Consider the following 16,884-nt stretch of genomic DNA (forward strand, 5'->3'; position numbering starts at 1 on the left):
CGAGCGGCAACATCCCGCTGCAACTCGTCAAGACCGAGGGTGCCATGGGCAGCGGCGCGATGAGCAAGGTGAGCTCCATCCAGCGCCTGAACACGAAGGGCGGCGTGGCACCGGCGGCGGCTTGCGCGATGGCGAACAAGGGCGAAAAGAAGATCGTCGACTACTCGGCCGATTACGTCTTCTATACCCGCTGAACGTTCACCCGAGGGCCGGCTGCGGCCCTGCTCAGTGCGCGCGGGGCGCCTCGCCGGCCTTCAGCCGGTAGAGCGTGCCGCAGTATGGGCACTTGCCTTCGCCGTGCGCCGCCACGTCGATGAACACGCGGGGATGCGTGCTCCACAGCGGCATCTTGGGGTTGGGGCAGAACACAACGCCGGGGCCTTGCAGGTCCCGGGCGGTGACTTCGACGGTGGCAGGGGCTTCGGTCGTCATTCGTCCACCCTGGGCGTTGCGCGCCGTCCCGCCGAGCGGGAGCATGAGCGCTTGGGGCGCCCCGACACGGTCATGGCAGCAGCGCGGCTCATACCGAGGTCAGCCATTCGGCGTACTTCGGATTGCGGCCGTTCACGATGTCGAAGAAGGCGGACTGGATCTTCTCGGTGATCGGCCCGCGCGAACCCAGGCCGATCTCGATGCGGTCGAGCTCGCGAATCGGCGTGACTTCGGCGGCGGTACCGGTGAAGAAGGCCTCGTCGGCGATGTAGACCTCGTCGCGCGTGATTCGTTTTTCCACGAGCTTGAGTCCGAGGTCTTCGCAGATCGCGAACACGGTGTTGCGGGTAATGCCGTTGAGCGCGCCGGCCGAAAGATCGGGCGTGTAGACCACCTTGCCCTTGACGACGAACAGGTTCTCGCCCGCGCCTTCGCTCACGAAGCCCGAGGCGTCGAGGAGCAGCGCCTCGTCGTAGCCGTCGTCGGTGGCCTCCATGTTGGCGAGGATGGAGTTGGTGTAGTTGCTCACCGCCTTGGCCTGCGTCATGGTGATGTTGACGTGGTGGCGCGTGTAGCTCGAGGTCTTGACGCGGATGCCGCGCGCCATGCCTTCTTCGCCGAGGTAGGCGCCCCACGGCCAGGCGGCGACCATGAGATGGATGCGACTGCCCTTGGGGCTCACGCCGAGTTTTTCGGAGCCGATCCAGGCCAGTGGGCGCAAGTAGCAACTCTGCAGCTTGTTCTCGCGCACCACGGCGCGCTGCGCGTCCATCACCTGCTCCGGCGTGAAGGGGATCTTCATGCGCAGGATCTTGGCGCTGTTGAAGAGCCGCTCCGTGTGCTCACGCAGGCGGAAGATCGCCGTGCCGCGGGCGGTGTCGTAAGCGCGCACGCCCTCGAAGGCGCCGCAGCCGTAGTGCAGGGTGTGGCTCAGCACGTGGATCTTCGCGTCGCGCCACTCGACGAGCTCGCCGTCCATCCAGATCTTGCCGTCGCGGTCTTCCATCGACATCGAGTGCGTCTCGCAGGGAGTTCGTTGGGACAGCGAGTTTACGTGCGGGGCCGGGTGCACCCTCGCCAGTCGCGGGCCGGGTTGCTGCCCCGTGGATCAGGGGGGGCGAGCGCTCGGTTCGGGGATTACGGCACCAGGAGCCTTTGGGTAACTTCTACTTCAACGCGGTGCAATCGAGGCGCTGGAGAGCGCCGGACAGGAGCGACGCGGATTCATCATCACCAAGGGAATTCATGAAACTCAATCGTCAACTCATTGCCGTCGTGGCGCTCGTCGGGGGCCTCGCGGCCAGCGCGGCGCACGCTGCCTCGGGCTCGTTCAGCTGCATCACCAACAACTCGGCGGGTTCGTGCAGCCAAGCCGAATCGAGCTTGTCGTGGAGCTTCGACGGGTCGTTCTTCTCCATCGCCAACGGTGGCAGCGGCTATGTGTCCGAGGTTTATTTCGACGTGAACCCGGGCGTCTCCGTCTCCTTCTTCGGCGGCGCCGGCACCTCGTTCGCTCTGGGCGCAAGCCCGCCCAGCCTGCCGGGCGGCAACACCGTCGGTTTCACGTCCGACTTTGCGTTCGACTCCGACGCGCGGGGCAAGCCGGTCAACGGCATCAACAACGGCGAAACGGCGATCTTCCAGATCGCGGGCGGTGCCGAGGGCGATTTCAACGCCGGTTCGCTCTTCGCAGGCGTGCACGTTCGATCCCTGGTGAACGGATTCAGCGAAAGCTTGGTGACCGTTCCGACCGCCCCCGTACCCGAGCCCAGCACCTACGCGCTGATGCTCGCCGGCCTGGGCATGCTCGGGTTCATGGCCCGTCGCCGCCGGGCCGACTGAACGCGCGCCCCTCGTCATGACGAGGGCTTGTCGCCCGCGGGCGAGGGCAAGGCCGCCGATCCACGCTCGAGGATCCATGACTTCAGCCGTCCGCTCGCAAATTCAAGGCGCACGCCGGCACCGCCCGCGTCACGCCAGCGGAAGGTTTCCTCCATGCCTTCGACCGGCTGGGCGAGGCTGCCCGTCAGCGGCAGGATCTCGAGCATGGTCATGCCAACGCGTAGCTTCGAGTTCAGCATCACGGCGCTCTTGACCTGCCCCACCGGTGAGCGGCCGGCGCGCTGCATGGTGCGCATCGCGCGGCTGAACTGCAGCAGCAGCCAGAACACGATGACGGTGAAGGCCAGGGCCACGCCCGGCCAGCCGTAGCTGAAATAACCCGCGGCCACGGCCGCTGCGGCCAAGGCCCAACCGATCGAGGCTCTCATCGGCGCATCGCCGATCGTGCCCGGTCGGGCGCACCGGACTGCACTCGCACACACACCCAGGGGCTCACGTCAACTCCCGCAAAAGATCGACCGCCTGCTCGACGCGCTCGACCGCATGAATCGTCAAGCCCTCGATCGCCTTCTTCGGGGCATTGGCCTTGGGCACCACCGCGACGCTGAAGCCGAGCTTGGCGGCTTCCTTGAGCCGTTCCTGCCCGCGCGGCGCGGGCCGCACTTCGCCGGCCAGGCCGACCTCGCCGAAGGCGAGGAAGCCGCGCGGCAGCGGCTTGCCGCGCAGGCTGCTCTGGATCGCCAGCATCACCGCCAGGTCAGCGGCCGGCTCGCTGATGCGCACGCCGCCGACTGCATTGACGAACACGTCCTGGTCCATGCAGGCGATGCCGGCATGGCGGTGCAGCACCGCCAGCAGCATGGCCAGGCGGTCACGGTCCAGGCCCACCGAGAGGCGCCGCGGACTGGGCCCGCCGCTGTCGACCAGCGCCTGGATCTCGACCAGCAACGGCCGCGTGCCTTCGAGCGTGACCATCACGCACGAGCCGGGCACCGGCTCGGCATGCGTGGAGAGAAAGATCGCGCTCGGGTTCGACACGCCCTTCAGGCCGCGCTCGGTCATCGCGAACACGCCGATCTCGTTGACCGCGCCGAAGCGGTTCTTGATCGCGCGCACCAGCCGAAAGCTGCTGTGCGTGTCGCCCTCGAAATACAGCACGGTGTCGACGATGTGCTCCAGCACGCGCGGCCCGGCGATCGCGCCTTCCTTGGTGACATGACCGACCAGCACGATGGTCGTGCCACTGGCCTTGGCGGTCCGAGTGAGCTGTGCGGCGCATTCGCGCACCTGCGCCACCGAGCCGGGCGCCGAGGTGAGCTGGTCGGAGTACACCGTCTGGATGGAGTCGATCACGCAGAACGCCGGTTCCTCGGCGGCGAGCGTTGCCTGGATGCGTTCGAGCTGGATCTCGGCCTGCACGCGCACGCCCGAGCCGTCCAGGCCGAGCCGGCGCGCGCGCAGCGCAATCTGCGCGCCGCTTTCTTCGCCCGTGACGTAGAGCACCTTCATCTGCGTGCTCATCGCGTCGGCGGCCTGCAGCAACAGGGTGCTCTTGCCGATGCCCGGGTCGCCACCGATCAGCACCACGCCGCCCGCGACGATGCCGCCGCCGAGCACGCGGTCCAGCTCCTCGAGCCCGGTGGGAGTGCGCGCCATGTCGGCCGCGTCGATCTCGCTGAGCGTGGCCACCGGCAGGCTTTTTGCGAGCGACTGGAAGCGGTGCTTCGTCGCCGAGGCGGGCTCGGCCACGCCTTCTTCGAGCGTGTTCCAGGCATTGCAGGCGGGGCACTTGCCCAGCCACTTGGGGCTCGTGCCGCCGCATTCGGTGCAGGTGTAGACGATCTTTTCCTTTGCCATGCGGCATTGTCGCCGCCGGCCTGCCGCATGAAGACGGCCGATCGCGGCAGCCGTTGCGCTGGCCAAGGCACCGGCGGTGCGTTGCCGGCCACAAGACGCTGCGGGCTCACATCGCCTGCTCCACCGCGCTTCGTGCAGCACCTCATCCCCCGCCTTCTCCCGCGAGCGGGAGAAGGAGCCAACACCGCAGGGCAGCCCCGCTTCATTTCAGAGGTCGGTCACCTTGCCGCGCTGGCGCTTGACGCCGCTGCGCGCGCTCTTGCCTTCGAGGCGGCGTTGCTTGGAACCGTAGGTCGGCTGGGTGGCGACACGGCGCTTGGGCGGCGTGGCCACGCTGAGTACCAGATCGAGCAGGCGCTGCAGCGCGTCGGCCCGGTTGCGCGCCTGCGTACGTTCTTCCTGCGCCTTGATGACGATCACGCCTTCGCCGCTCAGGCGCTGATCGCGAATCGCCAGCAGCCGCGCCTTGTGCGCCTCGGGCAGGCTCGAGGCCGGCACGTCGAAGCGCAGGTGCACCGCGCTTGACACCTTGTTGACGTTCTGCCCGCCCGCTCCCTGCGCCCGCACTGCGCTGAACTCTGCTTCGCGCTCGAGCAGGACGCGCAGGCGTTCGGCCAGGTTCATGACGACCCCCACATCGCTGCGCTCCTGCCCCCCGAGGGGGCGGAGTCCGCCTTGAAGCGGCGGCCCTGCGCCGGACTCACCCGGGCACGGGCGGCGCGAGCGCGAGCACCGGGGCGGGGGCCGGCAGCTGCGGCAGCGCCGCGCGAACCTGTTGGCACTGGGCAATGTGGCGGTCGCACAGGCGCTTGAACATCCATCCCGACAGCGCCGCCGACGCCGCCAGCCCGGCGATCGGCGCCAGCTTGGCGGCCTGTTGCGCGCCGACCCTCAGTCCGATCGCGCGCAGCGCCGTGAACAGAGCGCCTTGCGTGATCACCCGGCCGATCAGGTAGCTGCCGATCTCCTGCGTCAGATCGTCGACTTGGTTGCGCAGCGCCGCCGGCAGCTGCGCGAGCTGGCCCGGCGCCAGGCCATGGGCGGCGCTGATCTGCTCGATGGTCGAGGCGAGCAGCTTGCCGTTGATGAACAGGTCCACGCCCGCCACCGGCAAGGCCGACACGCCGGCCGCCTTGAGCGCCTGTCGACGCACCAGCCGCCGGCAATCGCGGGCGACGGCATCCGCACCGATGGCGCCAGGGGGTCGGACGAGTTCGGGTCGCATGGCTAGCTCTTGCTGGAGCCGCGCACCTTCTCGAAGACGAACAGCAGCACGAAGGCGCCGACCACCGAGGCGATCCAGCCCACCGGTTGCCCCACCGTGTACCAGCCCATCGCCTGGCCCACGTAGCCGGCCATGAAGGCGCCGGCAATGCCGAGCAGGCAGGTCAGGATCCAGCCCATCTTCTGGTCGCCCGGCATCAGAAGACGCGCGAGAGCGCCGACGATCAGCCCGACGATGATGGTGGAAATGATGCCCATGCGGTGCTCCTTGTGGGGGAATGGAAGAGTTCGACACATCATAGTCAGCGCGAGGCCGACGGAGTGTGACGCGGCGAACCGCCGCGGCCCGGGCCTCGATCCCGGCTCCGGCTCCGGCTCCGGCCCCGGCCCCGGCCCCGGCCCCGGCCCCGAGATCGAGGCATCGGCAGCGGCGATCGGCCGCACCGCTGTGGCAACGGCGACTCGAACCTTCAAGCAGCCTTGCCCGCCTCGCCCTCGGTGCGCACCGGCACGCGTGCCGCCAGCGCACACATCAGCTCGTAGCCGAGGGTGCCGGCGGCATGCGCCACCTCGTCGATTGGCAACACGCTCGCCCTGCCGTCCACCGAGGGGCCCTGGCCCCACAGCGTGACTTCACTGCCCGGCCCGGCGTGCGGCACCGGCGTCAGGTCGACGGTCACCATGTCCATCGAGACCCGCCCGACCAGCCGCGTGCGCACGCCCTCCACCAGCACCGGCGTGCCCTCCTCGTGCGTACCCGGCGCGTGACGTGGATAGCCGTCGGCATAGCCGCAGGCGACCACGCCGATGCGCATCGCAGCGTGGGCCGTGTAGCGGCTGCCGTAGCCGACCGTGTCGCCGGCCTGCAGCTGCTGCACCGCGATAAGCTTCGAGCGCAGCGTCATCGTCGGATGCAGATCCCAGTGCCGGGTGTCGTGCGCCGGATAGTCGGGCGCCGAGCCGTAGAGCAGGATGCCGGCGCGAACCCAGTCGGCGCGCACCTGCGCATCGCTTGCGTGGCGCAGCGTCGCGGCACTGTTGGCCAGGCTACGCTCGCCGGGCAGATCGCGCGTCGTCTCGGTGAAGACCTGCAGCTGGCGGTCGATGGCGCGCACCCCGGGCTTCGAGGTGTCGGCGTCGGGGTGGGCATCGGCGTCGGAGAAGTGGGTCATCAGCGACACCTCGTCCACCTGCGGCAAGGCCTCCAGTCGCGTCCAGGCCGAGCGAAAGGCTTGCGGCGTGAAGCCGAGCCGGTTCATGCCGCTGTTGAGCTTGAGGAAGACGCGGTGCGGCGCCTTGGTCTTGTGCATCGCCAGCCAGTCGATCTGCGCCTCGCAGTGCACGGTGTGCCACAAGCCCAGGCGCGAACACAGCTCCAGGTCGCGCGGCTCGAAGGCGCCTTCGAGCAGCAGGATCGGGCCGCGCCAACCCAGCTCGCGCAAGGTCTGGGCTTCGGCCAGATCGAGCAGCGCGAAGCCGTCGGCCGCGCGCAGCCCCGCATACGCGCGTGCGATGCCATGGCCGTAGGCGTTGGCCTTGACCACCGCCCACAGCCGCGCACCGGCGAGCTCGGCGCGCGCGCGCGCCAGGTTGTGAGCCAGGGCGTCGGTGTGGATCAGCGCTTCGATCGGTCGGGGCATGGTGCGTGAGACGTGTGTGAGAAACGGTTCGGCCGCAACCCCCATGCTATAACCCGCGCCGACCCGGCATGCAGCGCTCGCCCAGCATGCAGCCGGGCCGGCCGACCGCTCGAGCAGGTGCAGAAAGGCGCATGAAAAAAGGCTTCTACACCATCATGTCGGCGCAGTTCTTCAGCTCGCTGGCCGACAACGCACTGTTCGTTGCCGCGGTGGAGCTGCTCAGGACTTCAGGCCAACCCGAATGGCAACGCGCCGCGCTGGTGCCGATGTTCGCGCTGTTCTACGTGGTGCTGGCGCCCTTCGTCGGGGCCTTCGCCGACGCGGTGCCCAAGGGCCGGGTGATGTTCGTCGCCAATCTGGTCAAGGTGGTCGGCTGCATGATGATGCTGTTCGGCAGCCATCCGCTGATCTCCTACGCCATCGTCGGCCTCGGCGCTGCTGCCTATTCACCAGCCAAGTACGGCATCCTCACCGAGCTGTTGCCGCCTTCGCAACTGGTCAAGGCCAATGGTTGGATCGAAGGCCTGACCATCGGCTCGATCATCCTGGGCGTGGTGCTCGGCGGGCAACTGGTCTCGGTCAACCTCACCGAGCGGTTGACCGATTTCCGCCTGATGACGGCGGCGAGCAGCCTCGACTCGATCGGCGGGGCAGTGCTGTTCGCGGTGCTGGCCGTGGCCGCCCCTCTTTATCAGTGCGCGGAGTTCATCACGAGCCTGACTATGCCGGATGCGTCGATCATCGACGTGGCGATCGTGGCGCTGGCCTTGCTCTACGTCGTTGCGGCCGTGTTCAACCTCTACATCCCGCGCACCGAGGCGCCGCTGCAGCCCTTCGCGCACAGCGTGCCCGGCCTGGTCCGCGACTTCTCGCGCTGCAACTCGCGCCTGTGGGGCGACAAGCTGGGGCAGATCTCGCTGGCCACGACGACGCTGTTCTGGGGCGTGTCGGGCAACCTGCGCTACATCGTGCTGGCCTGGGGCGCGGCAGCCCTCGGCTATGGGACGACGCAGGCCTCGTCGCTGGTGGGCGTGGTCGCCATCGGTACTGCGTTCGGCGCGATCCTGGCTTCGGTGCGCATGCGGCTGGACCAGGCCACCAGCGTGATCCCGCTGGGCATCGCGATGGGCGTGCTCATCATCGCCATGAACTTCATCGACAACGTCTGGGTGGCAGCGCCCTTCCTGATCGCGTTGGGCGGGCTGGGCGGCTTTCTGGTGGTGCCCATGAACGCGCTGCTGCAACACCGCGGCCACAACCTGATGGGCGCCGGCCGTTCGATCGCCGTGCAGAACTTCAACGAGCAGGCCTGCATTCTCGGGCTGGGCGCGTTCTACACGGGGATGACGCGCTTCGGCCTGTCGGCCTTCGGCGCCATCACCATCTTCGGCATCCTCGTGGCCGGCGTGATGTGGCTGATCCAGCGCTGGCACCGGGACAACCGGGTGCGCCACCGGGCCGAAGTCGATCGCCTGCTCGACATCGCGCGGCGCGATCCGCACTGATCGACGTGCCTTCGCGTTGAACGCGCTGCGACGCTCCGCTTCATTGCGCAATATCGGACGAGCACGGTCGTTGCACGCCGCGATCATTGCCCGGAGCGCGTCATGAATGCCCGACTCCTGCCGGTCGCGGCGGCGGCGCCGGGACTGGCCGTGCTGGCGCTCACCTTGAATGCCTTCGTGTGGGGCGTGTCGTGGTGGCCGCTTCGTTTCCTGCAGGCGCAGGGCCTGCACCCGCTGTGGGCCACGGCGCTGGTGTATGCGCTCGCCGTGATGGTGATCGGCGCCCGGTGGCCGCAGGCTTTCGGCCAAGTGTGGCGCGCGCCTGTCCTGTGGGTGCTGGTGCTGGCAGCCGGTAGCACCAACGCGGCATTCAACTGGGCCGTGAGCATCGGCGACGTGGTGCGCGTGGTGCTGCTTTTCTATCTGATGCCGCTGTGGACCGTGCTGCTCGCCCGGCTGCTGCTGAAGGAAAGGCTCAATCGCTGGGCGGCGCTGCGCATCCTGCTGGCGCTGGCGGGCGCGGCCATCGTGCTCAAACCGCCCGACGCCGGCTGGCCCTGGCCCTCGGGTCTGGCGGATTTCCTGGGCATTGCCGGCGGCTTCTTCTTTGCGCTCAACAACGTGATGCTGCGGCGCGAAGCGCACCGGCCGCAGGAGGCACGCGCGCTGGCCATGTTCCTCGGCGGCGTGCTGGTGGCGGGCCTGCTGGCCGCCGTGCTGAGCGCTGCCGGCGCCGTGCCGCTGCCCCCGGCGCCGCGCACGGCCTGGGTGATGGTCGCGCTCGCACTGACGGGCGGTTTCCTGATCGCCAACCTCGCGCTGCAATACGGCGCTACGCGGCTGCGCGCGAATGTCACGGCGGTGGTGATGCTGACCGAAGTGGTGTTCGCCGCGGCCTCCGCCGTGTGGCTCGGCAACGAGGTCGTGACGCCGCACATGCTGCTCGGCGGCGCGCTGATCGTCGCGGCGGCGTTGCTTTCGGCGCTGGAGCCGCCGCATCCTCGCTGAAGGGAGCGTGCCGGCGGCACGCGGCGTGTCACAAGACAGTCGTTGGCGTTGCACTTTGTCATGCCTGACGGTCGGCGGCGACGGCATGCTCCGGCTCCCGTAGTACCCGGAGCCGCGCTCCGCACCGCCGATGAAACACCCTCACCCTTTTGCCGCTGCCCTTGTGCTGGCGGGCGTTCTGGTACTGCAGGCTTGCGGTGGCGGTGGCGGTGGTGGTGGCGACACGGCCGATGCTGCCGCTGCGGGCCCGGCACAGGATGCCGGGGACGACTCGAATGCCGGGGCGAACAACGGTGCCGAAGTGGGCAACGACAACGACGCTGGCACTGGCACTGGCACTGGCACTGGCACTGCGAGCGGCACCGTGCCCGCTGCGATGACCTGCGGTTTGCCGGACTTCCAGGCCGAAGCGCTGCGCCTGGTCAACGCGCGGCGGGCGGCGGGCGCGAGCTGTGGCGGGCGCTCCTTCCCCGCTGCCCCGGCGCTGCGCTGGCAGGCGCAATTGGCCCAGGCGGCATACGGCCACAGCCTCGACATGGCGACGCAGAACTATTTTTCGCACACCAGCTTGGACGGCCGCAGCTTGAGCGACCGCGTCGGAGCGGCCGGCTACGTCTGGTCGGGCGTGGGCGAGAACATTGCGGCGGGTTACGGCTCGGTGCAGGCCGTGGTCGACGGCTGGATGGAAAGTTCCGGCCATTGCGCCAATCTGATGAACCGCAACTACACCGAGATGGCGCTGGCCTGCGCTCGCGACAACGGCAGCGTTTACCGTATCTACTGGACCCAGGTGCTGGCGCGACCGCGCTGAGCAGCCGATTCCCGGCGGGAAATTACGAAGCGGCGGCGATCACGCCGCCGCCCAGACAGACCTCGCCGTCGTAAAGCACGGCCGACTGCCCCGGCGTCGCGGCCCATTGCGGCAAGGAGAACTGCAGTGTGAACTCGGCGCTGCCGGCATGGCTTAGCTGGCAGGGGGCATCGGCCTGGCGGTAGCGCGTCTTCGCCGCCAGCGCGCCCGCAGTGGGCGGCTGGCCGGCGATCCAGCTGGCATCGTCGGCTTCGAGCTGCATCGACTGCAGCCAGGGATGGTCGTGGCCCTGAACCACGCGCAGCGTGTTTGTCGCCATTTCCTTGCGCGCCGCGAACCAGGGCGCGTGATGGCCTGCGCCGCGCGCAGCGCTCCCCGACGTGCCACGCGCCGCACCGCGGTCCTTCACGCCACCGATGCCGATGCCCTTGCGCTGGCCCAGCGTGTAGAACGAAAGCCCCACGTGCTCACCGAGCGTGCGGCCTCGATCGTCCTTGATCGGCCCGGGTTTGTTGGCCAGATAGCGGTTCAGGAACTCCCGGAAGGGCCGCTCGCCGATGAAGCAGATGCCGGTCGAATCCTTTTTGGCGGCGTTGGCCAGTCCGATCTGCGCCGCGAGCCGCCGCACCTCGGTCTTGGGCAGCTCTCCCACCGGAAACAGCGTGCGCGCGAGCTGTGCCTGCGTCAGGCGGTGCAGGAAATAGCTCTGGTCCTTGCTCGCGTCCAGGCCCTTGAGCAATTCAAACTCGCCGTCGCGTTGGCGAACTCTTGCGTAGTGACCTGTTGCGATCTTCTCGGCTCCCAGCCGGATCGCGTGGTCGAGAAAGGCCTTGAACTTGATCTCGGCGTTGCACAGCACGTCAGGGTTGGGTGTGCGTCCGGCGTCGTACTCGCGCAGGAATTCGGCGAACACACGGTCCTTGTATTCGGCCGCGAAATTCACATGCTCGATCTCGATGCCGAGCACGTCGGCCACGCTGGCGGCATCGAGGAAGTCCTGGCGCGAGGTGCAGTGTTCGTCGTCGTCATCGTCCTCCCAGTTCTTCATGAACAGGCCCACCACCTCGAAGCCCTGCTCCTTGAGCAGCCAGGCGCTCACCGCCGAGTCCACGCCGCCGCTCAGGCCGACCACCACCCGCGCGCTGTTGCCATTCGCCTTCATCGGGTTCAGGATTTTTCTACCGGGTCGTAGAGGCCGGGGTCCGTGTAGACCGCCGAGACCGGGTGCCGCACGCCGGCGAGGAAGTCATCGACGTTCTTCTGCAGCGCCGGGCTGCGGTGGCGGTCGCTCGCCGCACGGATTTCCTCGGGCGTCATCCACACCGTGCGCACGATGCCGTGGTCGAGCCGGCGGCCGGGCTCGGGCCCGCTCACCGTGCCGCAATAGCTGAAGCGCAGATAGGTCACGTCCTGCTTGCGCGCACTGCGGATGAAGCGCGACATGTAGATGCCGAGCAGCGCCGTCGGCGTGAAGACGCAGGCGGTTTCCTCCAGCACCTCGCGCACCACCGCCTCGAGCAGCGACTCGCCCGGATCGAGGTGGCCCGCCGGCTGATTGAGGCGCAGGCCCTCGGGCGTTTCTTCTTCCACCAGAAGGAAGCGGCCGTCCTGCTCGATCACCGCCGCCACGGTCACCGCGGGTTTCCATCGTTGTCTCATGGCGCGATCGTATCGGCACGCGCTTGTCGATTGTGTAAGCTCCGCCTCCGAACGAACAGACCGACAGGAGAGCTCATGCGCATCGGCATCCCGCGCGAGACGGCGGCGGGCGAGACCCGCGTTGCCGTCACCCCAGAAACCGCGAAGAAGCTGAAGGCGCAGGGGCACACCCTTGCCGTGCAGTCGGGCGCCGGGGTCGCGGCCAGCGTGACCGACGAGGCCTATGCGGCCGCCGGCGCGGAGATCGTCGATGCGGCCACCGCCCTGGGCTGCGAGCTGGTGCTCAAGCTGCGCTCGCCCTCGGACACCGAACGCAGTCAGATGAAGCCGGGCGCAGCACTGGTCGGCATGCTCAACCCCTTCGACCGCCTGGGCCTGCAGTTGTTGGCCGATGCTCACATCACCGCCTTCGCGCTCGAAGCCGCGCCCCGCACCACGCGCGCGCAGAGCATGGACGTGCTGTCCTCGCAGGCGAACATTGCCGGCTACAAGGCCGTGATGGTCGCGGCCGACAAGTACCAGCGCTTTTTTCCCATGCTGATGACGGCGGCCGGCACCGTCAAGGCGGCGCGCGTGGTCATCCTCGGCGTGGGCGTGGCCGGCCTGCAGGCCATCGCCACCGCCAAGCGGCTGGGGGCGGTGATCGAGGCCAGCGACGTGCGGCCTTCGGTCAAGGAGCAGGTCGAGTCGCTCGGCGCCAAGTTCATTGACGTGCCCTACGAGACGGCCGAGGAGAAGGAAGCGGCCGAGGGCGTGGGCGGTTACGCCAAGCCGATGCCGCCCAGTTGGCTGGAGCGCCAGAAGGTCGAGGTGGCCAAGCGCGTGGCCGCCGCCGACATCGTCATCGCCACCGCGCTGATCCCCGGCCGCGCCGCGCCGACGCTGGTGACCGAAGACATGGTCAAGGCCATGAAGCCTGGCTCCGTGCTGGTCGATCTGGCGGCCGGCAAGGCGGCCGATGGCGTCGGTGGCAACTGCCCGCTCACCGAGGCCGACAAGACCGTCATCAAGCACGGCGTCACCCTGGTCGGCGAGACGAACCTGCCGGCCCTGGTCGGGGCCGACGCGAGCGCGCTCTACGCGCGCAACGTCCTCGACTTCCTCAAGCTCGTGCTCGAGAAGGACGCCGCGGCGCTCAAGATCGACCTCGAAGACGACATCGTCAAGGCCTGCCTGATGTGCCAGGGCGGTCAAGTGCTGCGCAACTGACCGGAGCGGACCATGGACCTCATCTCCCCGACCATCCTCAATCTCATCATCTTCGTGCTGGCCATCTACGTCGGCTACCACGTCGTGTGGACCGTCACCCCGGCGCTGCACACGCCGCTGATGGCGGTGACCAACGCCATCTCGGCCATTGTCATCGTCGGCGCCATGCTCGCTGCGGCGCTCACCGTCACCGGCCTGGGCAAGACCATGGGCGTGCTCGCGGTGGCGCTCGCGGCGGTCAACGTCTTCGGCGGCTTTCTGGTGACGCGGCGAATGCTCGAAATGTTCAAGAAGAAGGACCGGAAGATCGCCGTGGCGAAGGAAGGCACGCAATGAGTCTGAATCTCGTCACGCTGCTGTACCTGGTGGCCAGCATCTGCTTCATTCAGGCGCTCAAGGGCCTCTCGCATCCCACCACCTCGATCCGCGGCAACGTGTTCGGCATGGCCGGCATGGCCATCGCCATCCTCACCACGGCCGCACTGATCGTCACCCTGGCCGGCCAGGCCGGGCAGAGCGCCGCCTCGGGGCTGGGCTATGTGCTGGCCGCGCTGGTCGTCGGCGGCGCCGCAGGCACGCTCATGGCCAAGCGGGTCGAGATGACCAAGATGCCGGAGCTGGTGGCGTTCATGCACAGCATGATCGGCCTGGCGGCGGTGTTCATCGCCATCGCGGCCGTGGCCGAGCCTTATGCCTTCGGCATCGTGGGGCAGGGCGAGCCCATTCCCGCAGGCAACCGGCTGGAGCTTTTTCTCGGCGCGGCCATCGGCGCCGTCACCTTCAGCGGCTCGGTCATCGCTTTCGGCAAGCTCTCGGGCAAGTACAAGTTCCGGCTGTTCCAGGGGGCGCCGGTCAGCTTCGACGGGCAGCACAAGCTCAACCTGATCCTGGGGCTGGCGATGCTGGCGCTGGGCCTGATCTTCACCTTCACCGAGAACTGGACGGCCTTCTTCGCGATGCTGCTGCTGGCCTTCGTGATGGGCGTGCTGATCATCATTCCCATCGGCGGCGCCGACATGCCGGTGGTGGTGAGCATGCTCAACAGCTACTCGGGCTGGGCGGCGGCGGGCATCGGCTTTTCGCTCAACAACAGCATGCTGATCATTGCCGGCTCGCTCGTCGGCAGCTCCGGGGCGATCCTGAGCTACATCATGTGCAAGGCAATGAACCGATCGTTCTTCAACGTGATCCTGGGCGGGTTCGGGGGCGACGCTACGGCCGCTGCGGCGGGCACGGGGGAGGCGCGGCCGGTCAAGAGCGGCAGCGCCGACGACGCCGCCTACATGCTCAGCAACGCGGAGACCGTGATCATCGTGCCGGGCTACGGCCTGGCGGTGGCGCGCGCCCAGCACGCCGTCAACGAACTCGCCGAGAAGCTCACCCACAAGGGCGTGAAGGTCAAGTACGCGATCCACCCGGTGGCCGGGCGCATGCCGGGCCACATGAACGTGCTGCTGGCCGAGGCCGAGGTGCCCTACGACCAGGTGTTCGAGATGGAAGACATCAACGGCGAGTTCGCGCAGGCCGACGTGGCCATCATCCTGGGCGCCAACGACGTGGTGAACCCGGCCGCCCTGACCAAGGGCACGGCGATCTACGGCATGCCCATCCTGGAGGCCTACAAGGCCAAGACCGTGATCGTCAACAAGCGTTCGATGGCGGCCGGCTACGCGGGCCTGGACAACGAGTTGTTCTACATGGACAAGACGATGATGGTGTTCGGCGATGCCAAGAAGGTGGTGGAGGACATGGTGAAGGCGGTGGAGTGAGGCGCCGGGCGGCCGAAGCCTCGCCAGGACCCCGTTGAAACGACAGATCTGGGCGACCCGAAAACTTTGACAAGCCTGCGCTTGTCTGAATTTGTCAAATTTTCAGTTGATTTTCTTTAACAAGAGCTAAACTTTTGCGGTCTTGTTAAAGAAACAAACGATGCCTTCTCCTGCACGGGCCGGACGCTACATCCATCAATCGACGGGCTACAGGGCCTTCATGCCGGAGCCCTTGCCTCCCGACCCCGCCGTCGCGTACGACGGCGAGTTGCAGACCCTACTGTCCACCGCAGACCGCGACCTGGCCCGTCTCGACGCCATCGCCTCGCTGCTCCCCAATCCCGATCTGTTCGTGGCCATGTACGTTCGCCACGAGGCCGTGCTGTCGTCCCAGATCGAAGGCACGCAGAGCACGCTCGAAGACGTGCTCGCTTACGAGGCCGATGCATTGCGCGACAACACGCCCAAGGACGTGGAAGAGGTCGTCAACTATGTGCGCGCGATGAACCATGGCTTGGCGCGCCTCGCCGATTTGCCCTTGTCGCTGCGCTTGCTGCGCGAGATACATGCCGAGTTGATGCAAGGCGTGCGCGGCGGCGACAAGTCGCCGGGCGAGTTCCGCACTTCGCAAAACTGGATCGGCGGGCAAGGCAGCACCCTGGCCACCGCCGCCTTCGTGCCGCCGCCGCCGCACGAGTTGATGAACACGCTCGGCGCGCTCGAACTCTTTTTGCATGAGGCCCGGTCCACGGTGCCGCTGCTGGTGCGCTGTGGCCTGGCGCATGCGCAGTTCGAGACCATTCACCCCTTCCTCGACGGCAACGGCCGTGTCGGCCGCCTGCTGATCACGCTGATGCTGTGCGAAGACGGCGCGCTCTCGCGGCCCTTGCTGTATTTGTCGCTCTACCTCAAGGCGCATCGCGCCGAGTACTACGACCGGCTCACCGCCTTTCGCCATCAGGGCCACTGGGAGCCCTGGCTGGCTTTCTTCCTGCGTGGCGTGAGCGTCACCGCGCGCGTGGCCACGCAGACCGCACGCGACATCGTGGCGCTGCGCGAGGCGCATCGGGCCCAAGTTGCCAAGAACGCCAAGGCACTGGTTTTGCTGGATACGCTGTACCGGCAGCCCACGATCTCGGTCAACAAGGTGGCGCAGGCCCTCGCCTGCACCTTCCCGACCGCGGCCAAGCTGGTGCGCGACTTCGAGGCCCGTGGCTGGCTGCGTGAGCTGACCGGCTACGAACGCAATCGTCTGTGGCGCTACCAGCCGTACCTCGATCTGTTCCACCAGGACGCGCTGGACGCGATGGTCGCGCACCCTTTTGCCGCGCCGTTGGTGACAGGCAGCGACCCGGCCTGAAGTTGCTGCGCGAGCTGTTGAGCGAGGACGGGTCGATCTGGGTGACCATCGACGACAACGAGGGGCACTACCTCAAGGTGTTGATGGATGAGGTGTTCGGCAGAGGAAACTTCGTGGCGACTGCGATCTGGCAGAAGCTTCATGCAAGAAACAACTCCGCACAGCACCTGTCCGCCGACCATGAACCCCAATGTCGAAGACATCGCTGCGCAAGCCTCGCGCCTGTCGGCAGACGATCGTGAGCGATTGCTCGAGCGCATCCTCGCGTCGCTGGTGGAAAGCGACCCGGATGTCGATGCCGCCTGGAACGCGGAGATCGAGCGTCGAGTAGACGCCATCGAGTCCGGCGAGATGCGCGCCATCCCCTGGGACGAAGTCAAGAAGGACCTCGGGCTCTGATGCGCATCGAGTTCGCCGAGGCGGCCTAGGGTCTGTTAACATAACCGCAGTCCATCCGCGATCAGCGCGAAGCTGATGAAGCCGAGGAACATCACATCGAGCTTCTCGAAGCGAGAGAAGATGCGACGATAGCCCTTGAGTCGGCGGAACAGTCGCTCGACTTCGTTGC

Annotated in this window: 21 protein-coding genes and 1 pseudogene; 11 read left to right on the forward strand and 11 right to left on the reverse strand. The window is 67.6% G+C overall.

The window, feature by feature from the left end:
- The coding region (locus H0W38_RS03605) for a DUF3455 domain-containing protein (RefSeq protein WP_292451288.1) at nt 1-194 on the forward strand (194 nt) is incomplete at its 5' end.
- Between the two features lie 31 nt (nt 195-225).
- Here H0W38_RS03605 and H0W38_RS03610 read toward each other — a convergent pair.
- Nucleotides 226-432, reverse strand: a complete 207-nt coding sequence (locus H0W38_RS03610; RefSeq protein ID WP_292451289.1) for a zinc-finger domain-containing protein — start codon at nt 430-432, stop codon at nt 226-228.
- An 88-nt stretch (nt 433-520) separates the two neighbouring features.
- Complete coding sequence (locus H0W38_RS03615) at nt 521-1,444, reverse strand: branched-chain amino acid transaminase (RefSeq protein WP_292451291.1); 924 nt, start codon at nt 1,442-1,444, stop codon at nt 521-523.
- A 233-nt stretch (nt 1,445-1,677) separates the two neighbouring features.
- Between H0W38_RS03615 and H0W38_RS03620 the strand changes: the two genes are divergently transcribed.
- Complete coding sequence (locus H0W38_RS03620) at nt 1,678-2,274, forward strand: PEP-CTERM sorting domain-containing protein (protein ID WP_292451293.1); 597 nt, start codon at nt 1,678-1,680, stop codon at nt 2,272-2,274.
- Between the two features lie 14 nt (nt 2,275-2,288).
- Here H0W38_RS03620 and H0W38_RS03625 read toward each other — a convergent pair whose 3' ends face one another.
- The 6 genes from H0W38_RS03625 to alr form a co-directional block, all read right to left on the reverse strand.
- A complete protein-coding gene (locus tag H0W38_RS03625; protein WP_292451295.1) occupies nt 2,289-2,702 on the reverse strand; it encodes a hypothetical protein in 414 nt (137 codons plus the stop codon).
- Between the two features lie 64 nt (nt 2,703-2,766).
- Complete coding sequence (gene radA, locus H0W38_RS03630) at nt 2,767-4,131, reverse strand: DNA repair protein RadA (protein ID WP_292451297.1); 1,365 nt, start codon at nt 4,129-4,131, stop codon at nt 2,767-2,769.
- Between the two features lie 207 nt (nt 4,132-4,338).
- Nucleotides 4,339-4,755: an alternative ribosome rescue aminoacyl-tRNA hydrolase ArfB gene (gene arfB, locus H0W38_RS03635; RefSeq protein WP_292451299.1), complete on the reverse strand. Its 417-nt coding sequence runs from the start codon at nt 4,753-4,755 to the stop codon at nt 4,339-4,341.
- A gap of 76 nt (nt 4,756-4,831) precedes the next feature.
- The gene (locus tag H0W38_RS03640) at nt 4,832-5,356 is read right to left on the reverse strand and encodes a hypothetical protein (protein WP_292451301.1); all 525 of its coding nucleotides are present in this window, start codon (nt 5,354-5,356) and stop codon (nt 4,832-4,834) included.
- 2 nt (nt 5,357-5,358) lie between these two features.
- Complete coding sequence (locus H0W38_RS03645; protein ID WP_292451303.1) at nt 5,359-5,613, reverse strand: GlsB/YeaQ/YmgE family stress response membrane protein; 255 nt, start codon at nt 5,611-5,613, stop codon at nt 5,359-5,361.
- 212 nt (nt 5,614-5,825) lie between these two features.
- Nucleotides 5,826-6,995 (reverse strand): alanine racemase, encoded by a 1,170-nt coding sequence (gene alr / locus H0W38_RS03650; protein ID WP_292451306.1) that lies wholly within the window; start codon nt 6,993-6,995, stop codon nt 5,826-5,828.
- Nucleotides 6,996-7,126: 131 nt separating this feature from the next.
- On the opposite strand from alr, the gene lplT reads away from it, so the two are divergent.
- From lplT to H0W38_RS03665, 3 genes are all read left to right on the forward strand, one after another.
- Entirely contained in the window at nt 7,127-8,500 is a 1,374-nt protein-coding gene (gene lplT, locus H0W38_RS03655) for a lysophospholipid transporter LplT (RefSeq protein ID WP_292451308.1), read from the forward strand.
- 102 nt (nt 8,501-8,602) lie between these two features.
- Entirely contained in the window at nt 8,603-9,508 is a 906-nt protein-coding gene (locus tag H0W38_RS03660; protein ID WP_292451310.1) for a DMT family transporter, read from the forward strand.
- Nucleotides 9,509-9,638: 130 nt separating this feature from the next.
- Nucleotides 9,639-10,319, forward strand: coding sequence for a CAP domain-containing protein (locus H0W38_RS03665; protein ID WP_292451312.1), 681 nt, complete (start codon nt 9,639-9,641; stop codon nt 10,317-10,319).
- Between the two features lie 22 nt (nt 10,320-10,341).
- Here the strand turns inward: H0W38_RS03665 and mnmA are convergent, their stop codons facing one another.
- Nucleotides 10,342-11,481 (reverse strand): tRNA 2-thiouridine(34) synthase MnmA, encoded by a 1,140-nt coding sequence (gene mnmA, locus H0W38_RS03670; protein ID WP_292451314.1) that lies wholly within the window; start codon nt 11,479-11,481, stop codon nt 10,342-10,344.
- Nucleotides 11,482-11,486: 5 nt separating this feature from the next.
- Entirely contained in the window at nt 11,487-11,978 is a 492-nt protein-coding gene (locus H0W38_RS03675; protein WP_292451316.1) for an NUDIX hydrolase, read from the reverse strand.
- Nucleotides 11,979-12,053: 75 nt separating this feature from the next.
- On the opposite strand from H0W38_RS03675, the gene H0W38_RS03680 reads away from it, so the two are divergent.
- From H0W38_RS03680 to H0W38_RS03705, 6 genes are all read left to right on the forward strand, one after another.
- On the forward strand, nt 12,054-13,187 hold the full coding sequence (locus H0W38_RS03680; protein WP_292451318.1) for a Re/Si-specific NAD(P)(+) transhydrogenase subunit alpha: 1,134 nt from the start codon (nt 12,054-12,056) through the stop codon (nt 13,185-13,187).
- A 12-nt stretch (nt 13,188-13,199) separates the two neighbouring features.
- A complete protein-coding gene (locus H0W38_RS03685) occupies nt 13,200-13,523 on the forward strand; it encodes an NAD(P) transhydrogenase subunit alpha (RefSeq protein WP_292444628.1) in 324 nt (107 codons plus the stop codon).
- Nucleotides 13,520-14,956, forward strand: a complete 1,437-nt coding sequence (locus tag H0W38_RS03690) for an NAD(P)(+) transhydrogenase (Re/Si-specific) subunit beta (protein WP_292451320.1) — start codon at nt 13,520-13,522, stop codon at nt 14,954-14,956. The genes H0W38_RS03685 and H0W38_RS03690 overlap by 4 nt, the downstream gene beginning before the upstream one ends.
- 160 nt (nt 14,957-15,116) lie before the next feature.
- Nucleotides 15,117-16,316 carry a Fic family protein gene (locus H0W38_RS03695; protein WP_292451322.1) on the forward strand — a complete coding sequence of 400 codons (1,200 nt, stop codon included), beginning with the start codon at nt 15,117-15,119 and terminating at the stop codon, nt 16,314-16,316.
- A gap of 41 nt (nt 16,317-16,357) precedes the next feature.
- A complete protein-coding gene (locus H0W38_RS03700) occupies nt 16,358-16,558 on the forward strand; it encodes a hypothetical protein (protein ID WP_292451326.1) in 201 nt (66 codons plus the stop codon).
- Entirely contained in the window at nt 16,497-16,715 is a 219-nt protein-coding gene (locus tag H0W38_RS03705) for an addiction module protein (RefSeq protein WP_292451324.1), read from the forward strand. The genes H0W38_RS03700 and H0W38_RS03705 overlap by 62 nt, the downstream gene beginning before the upstream one ends.
- A gap of 35 nt (nt 16,716-16,750) precedes the next feature.
- Here the strand turns inward: H0W38_RS03705 and H0W38_RS03710 are convergent.
- Nucleotides 16,751-16,884 (reverse strand): annotated as a pseudogene (locus H0W38_RS03710) (IS5/IS1182 family transposase); the annotation flags it as partial.

Origin of the sequence: Methylibium sp., from assembly GCF_013817365.1 — a bacterium.
Taxonomy (GTDB): domain Bacteria; phylum Pseudomonadota; class Gammaproteobacteria; order Burkholderiales; family Burkholderiaceae_C; genus Methylibium.

Coding starts and splice junctions, on each gene's coding strand:
- H0W38_RS03690 (WP_292451320.1), top strand. CDS start 13,520: ATGAGTCTGAATCTCGTCACGCTGCTGTACCTGGTGGCCAGCATCTGC.
- H0W38_RS03680 (WP_292451318.1), top strand. CDS start 12,054: ATGCGCATCGGCATCCCGCGCGAGACGGCGGCGGGCGAGACCCGCGTT.
- mnmA (WP_292451314.1), bottom strand. CDS start 11,481: ATGAAGGCGAATGGCAACAGCGCGCGGGTGGTGGTCGGCCTGAGCGGC.
- H0W38_RS03615 (WP_292451291.1), bottom strand. CDS start 1,444: ATGTCGATGGAAGACCGCGACGGCAAGATCTGGATGGACGGCGAGCTC.
- H0W38_RS03625 (WP_292451295.1), bottom strand. CDS start 2,702: ATGAGAGCCTCGATCGGTTGGGCCTTGGCCGCAGCGGCCGTGGCCGCG.
- H0W38_RS03685 (WP_292444628.1), top strand. CDS start 13,200: ATGGACCTCATCTCCCCGACCATCCTCAATCTCATCATCTTCGTGCTG.
- H0W38_RS03705 (WP_292451324.1), top strand. CDS start 16,497: ATGAACCCCAATGTCGAAGACATCGCTGCGCAAGCCTCGCGCCTGTCG.
- H0W38_RS03660 (WP_292451310.1), top strand. CDS start 8,603: ATGAATGCCCGACTCCTGCCGGTCGCGGCGGCGGCGCCGGGACTGGCC.
- H0W38_RS03645 (WP_292451303.1), bottom strand. CDS start 5,613: ATGGGCATCATTTCCACCATCATCGTCGGGCTGATCGTCGGCGCTCTC.
- lplT (WP_292451308.1), top strand. CDS start 7,127: ATGAAAAAAGGCTTCTACACCATCATGTCGGCGCAGTTCTTCAGCTCG.
- H0W38_RS03665 (WP_292451312.1), top strand. CDS start 9,639: ATGAAACACCCTCACCCTTTTGCCGCTGCCCTTGTGCTGGCGGGCGTT.
- alr (WP_292451306.1), bottom strand. CDS start 6,995: ATGCCCCGACCGATCGAAGCGCTGATCCACACCGACGCCCTGGCTCAC.
- H0W38_RS03675 (WP_292451316.1), bottom strand. CDS start 11,978: ATGAGACAACGATGGAAACCCGCGGTGACCGTGGCGGCGGTGATCGAG.
- H0W38_RS03640 (WP_292451301.1), bottom strand. CDS start 5,356: ATGCGACCCGAACTCGTCCGACCCCCTGGCGCCATCGGTGCGGATGCC.
- arfB (WP_292451299.1), bottom strand. CDS start 4,755: ATGAACCTGGCCGAACGCCTGCGCGTCCTGCTCGAGCGCGAAGCAGAG.
- H0W38_RS03620 (WP_292451293.1), top strand. CDS start 1,678: ATGAAACTCAATCGTCAACTCATTGCCGTCGTGGCGCTCGTCGGGGGC.
- H0W38_RS03695 (WP_292451322.1), top strand. CDS start 15,117: ATGCCTTCTCCTGCACGGGCCGGACGCTACATCCATCAATCGACGGGC.
- H0W38_RS03610 (WP_292451289.1), bottom strand. CDS start 432: ATGACGACCGAAGCCCCTGCCACCGTCGAAGTCACCGCCCGGGACCTG.
- radA (WP_292451297.1), bottom strand. CDS start 4,131: ATGGCAAAGGAAAAGATCGTCTACACCTGCACCGAATGCGGCGGCACG.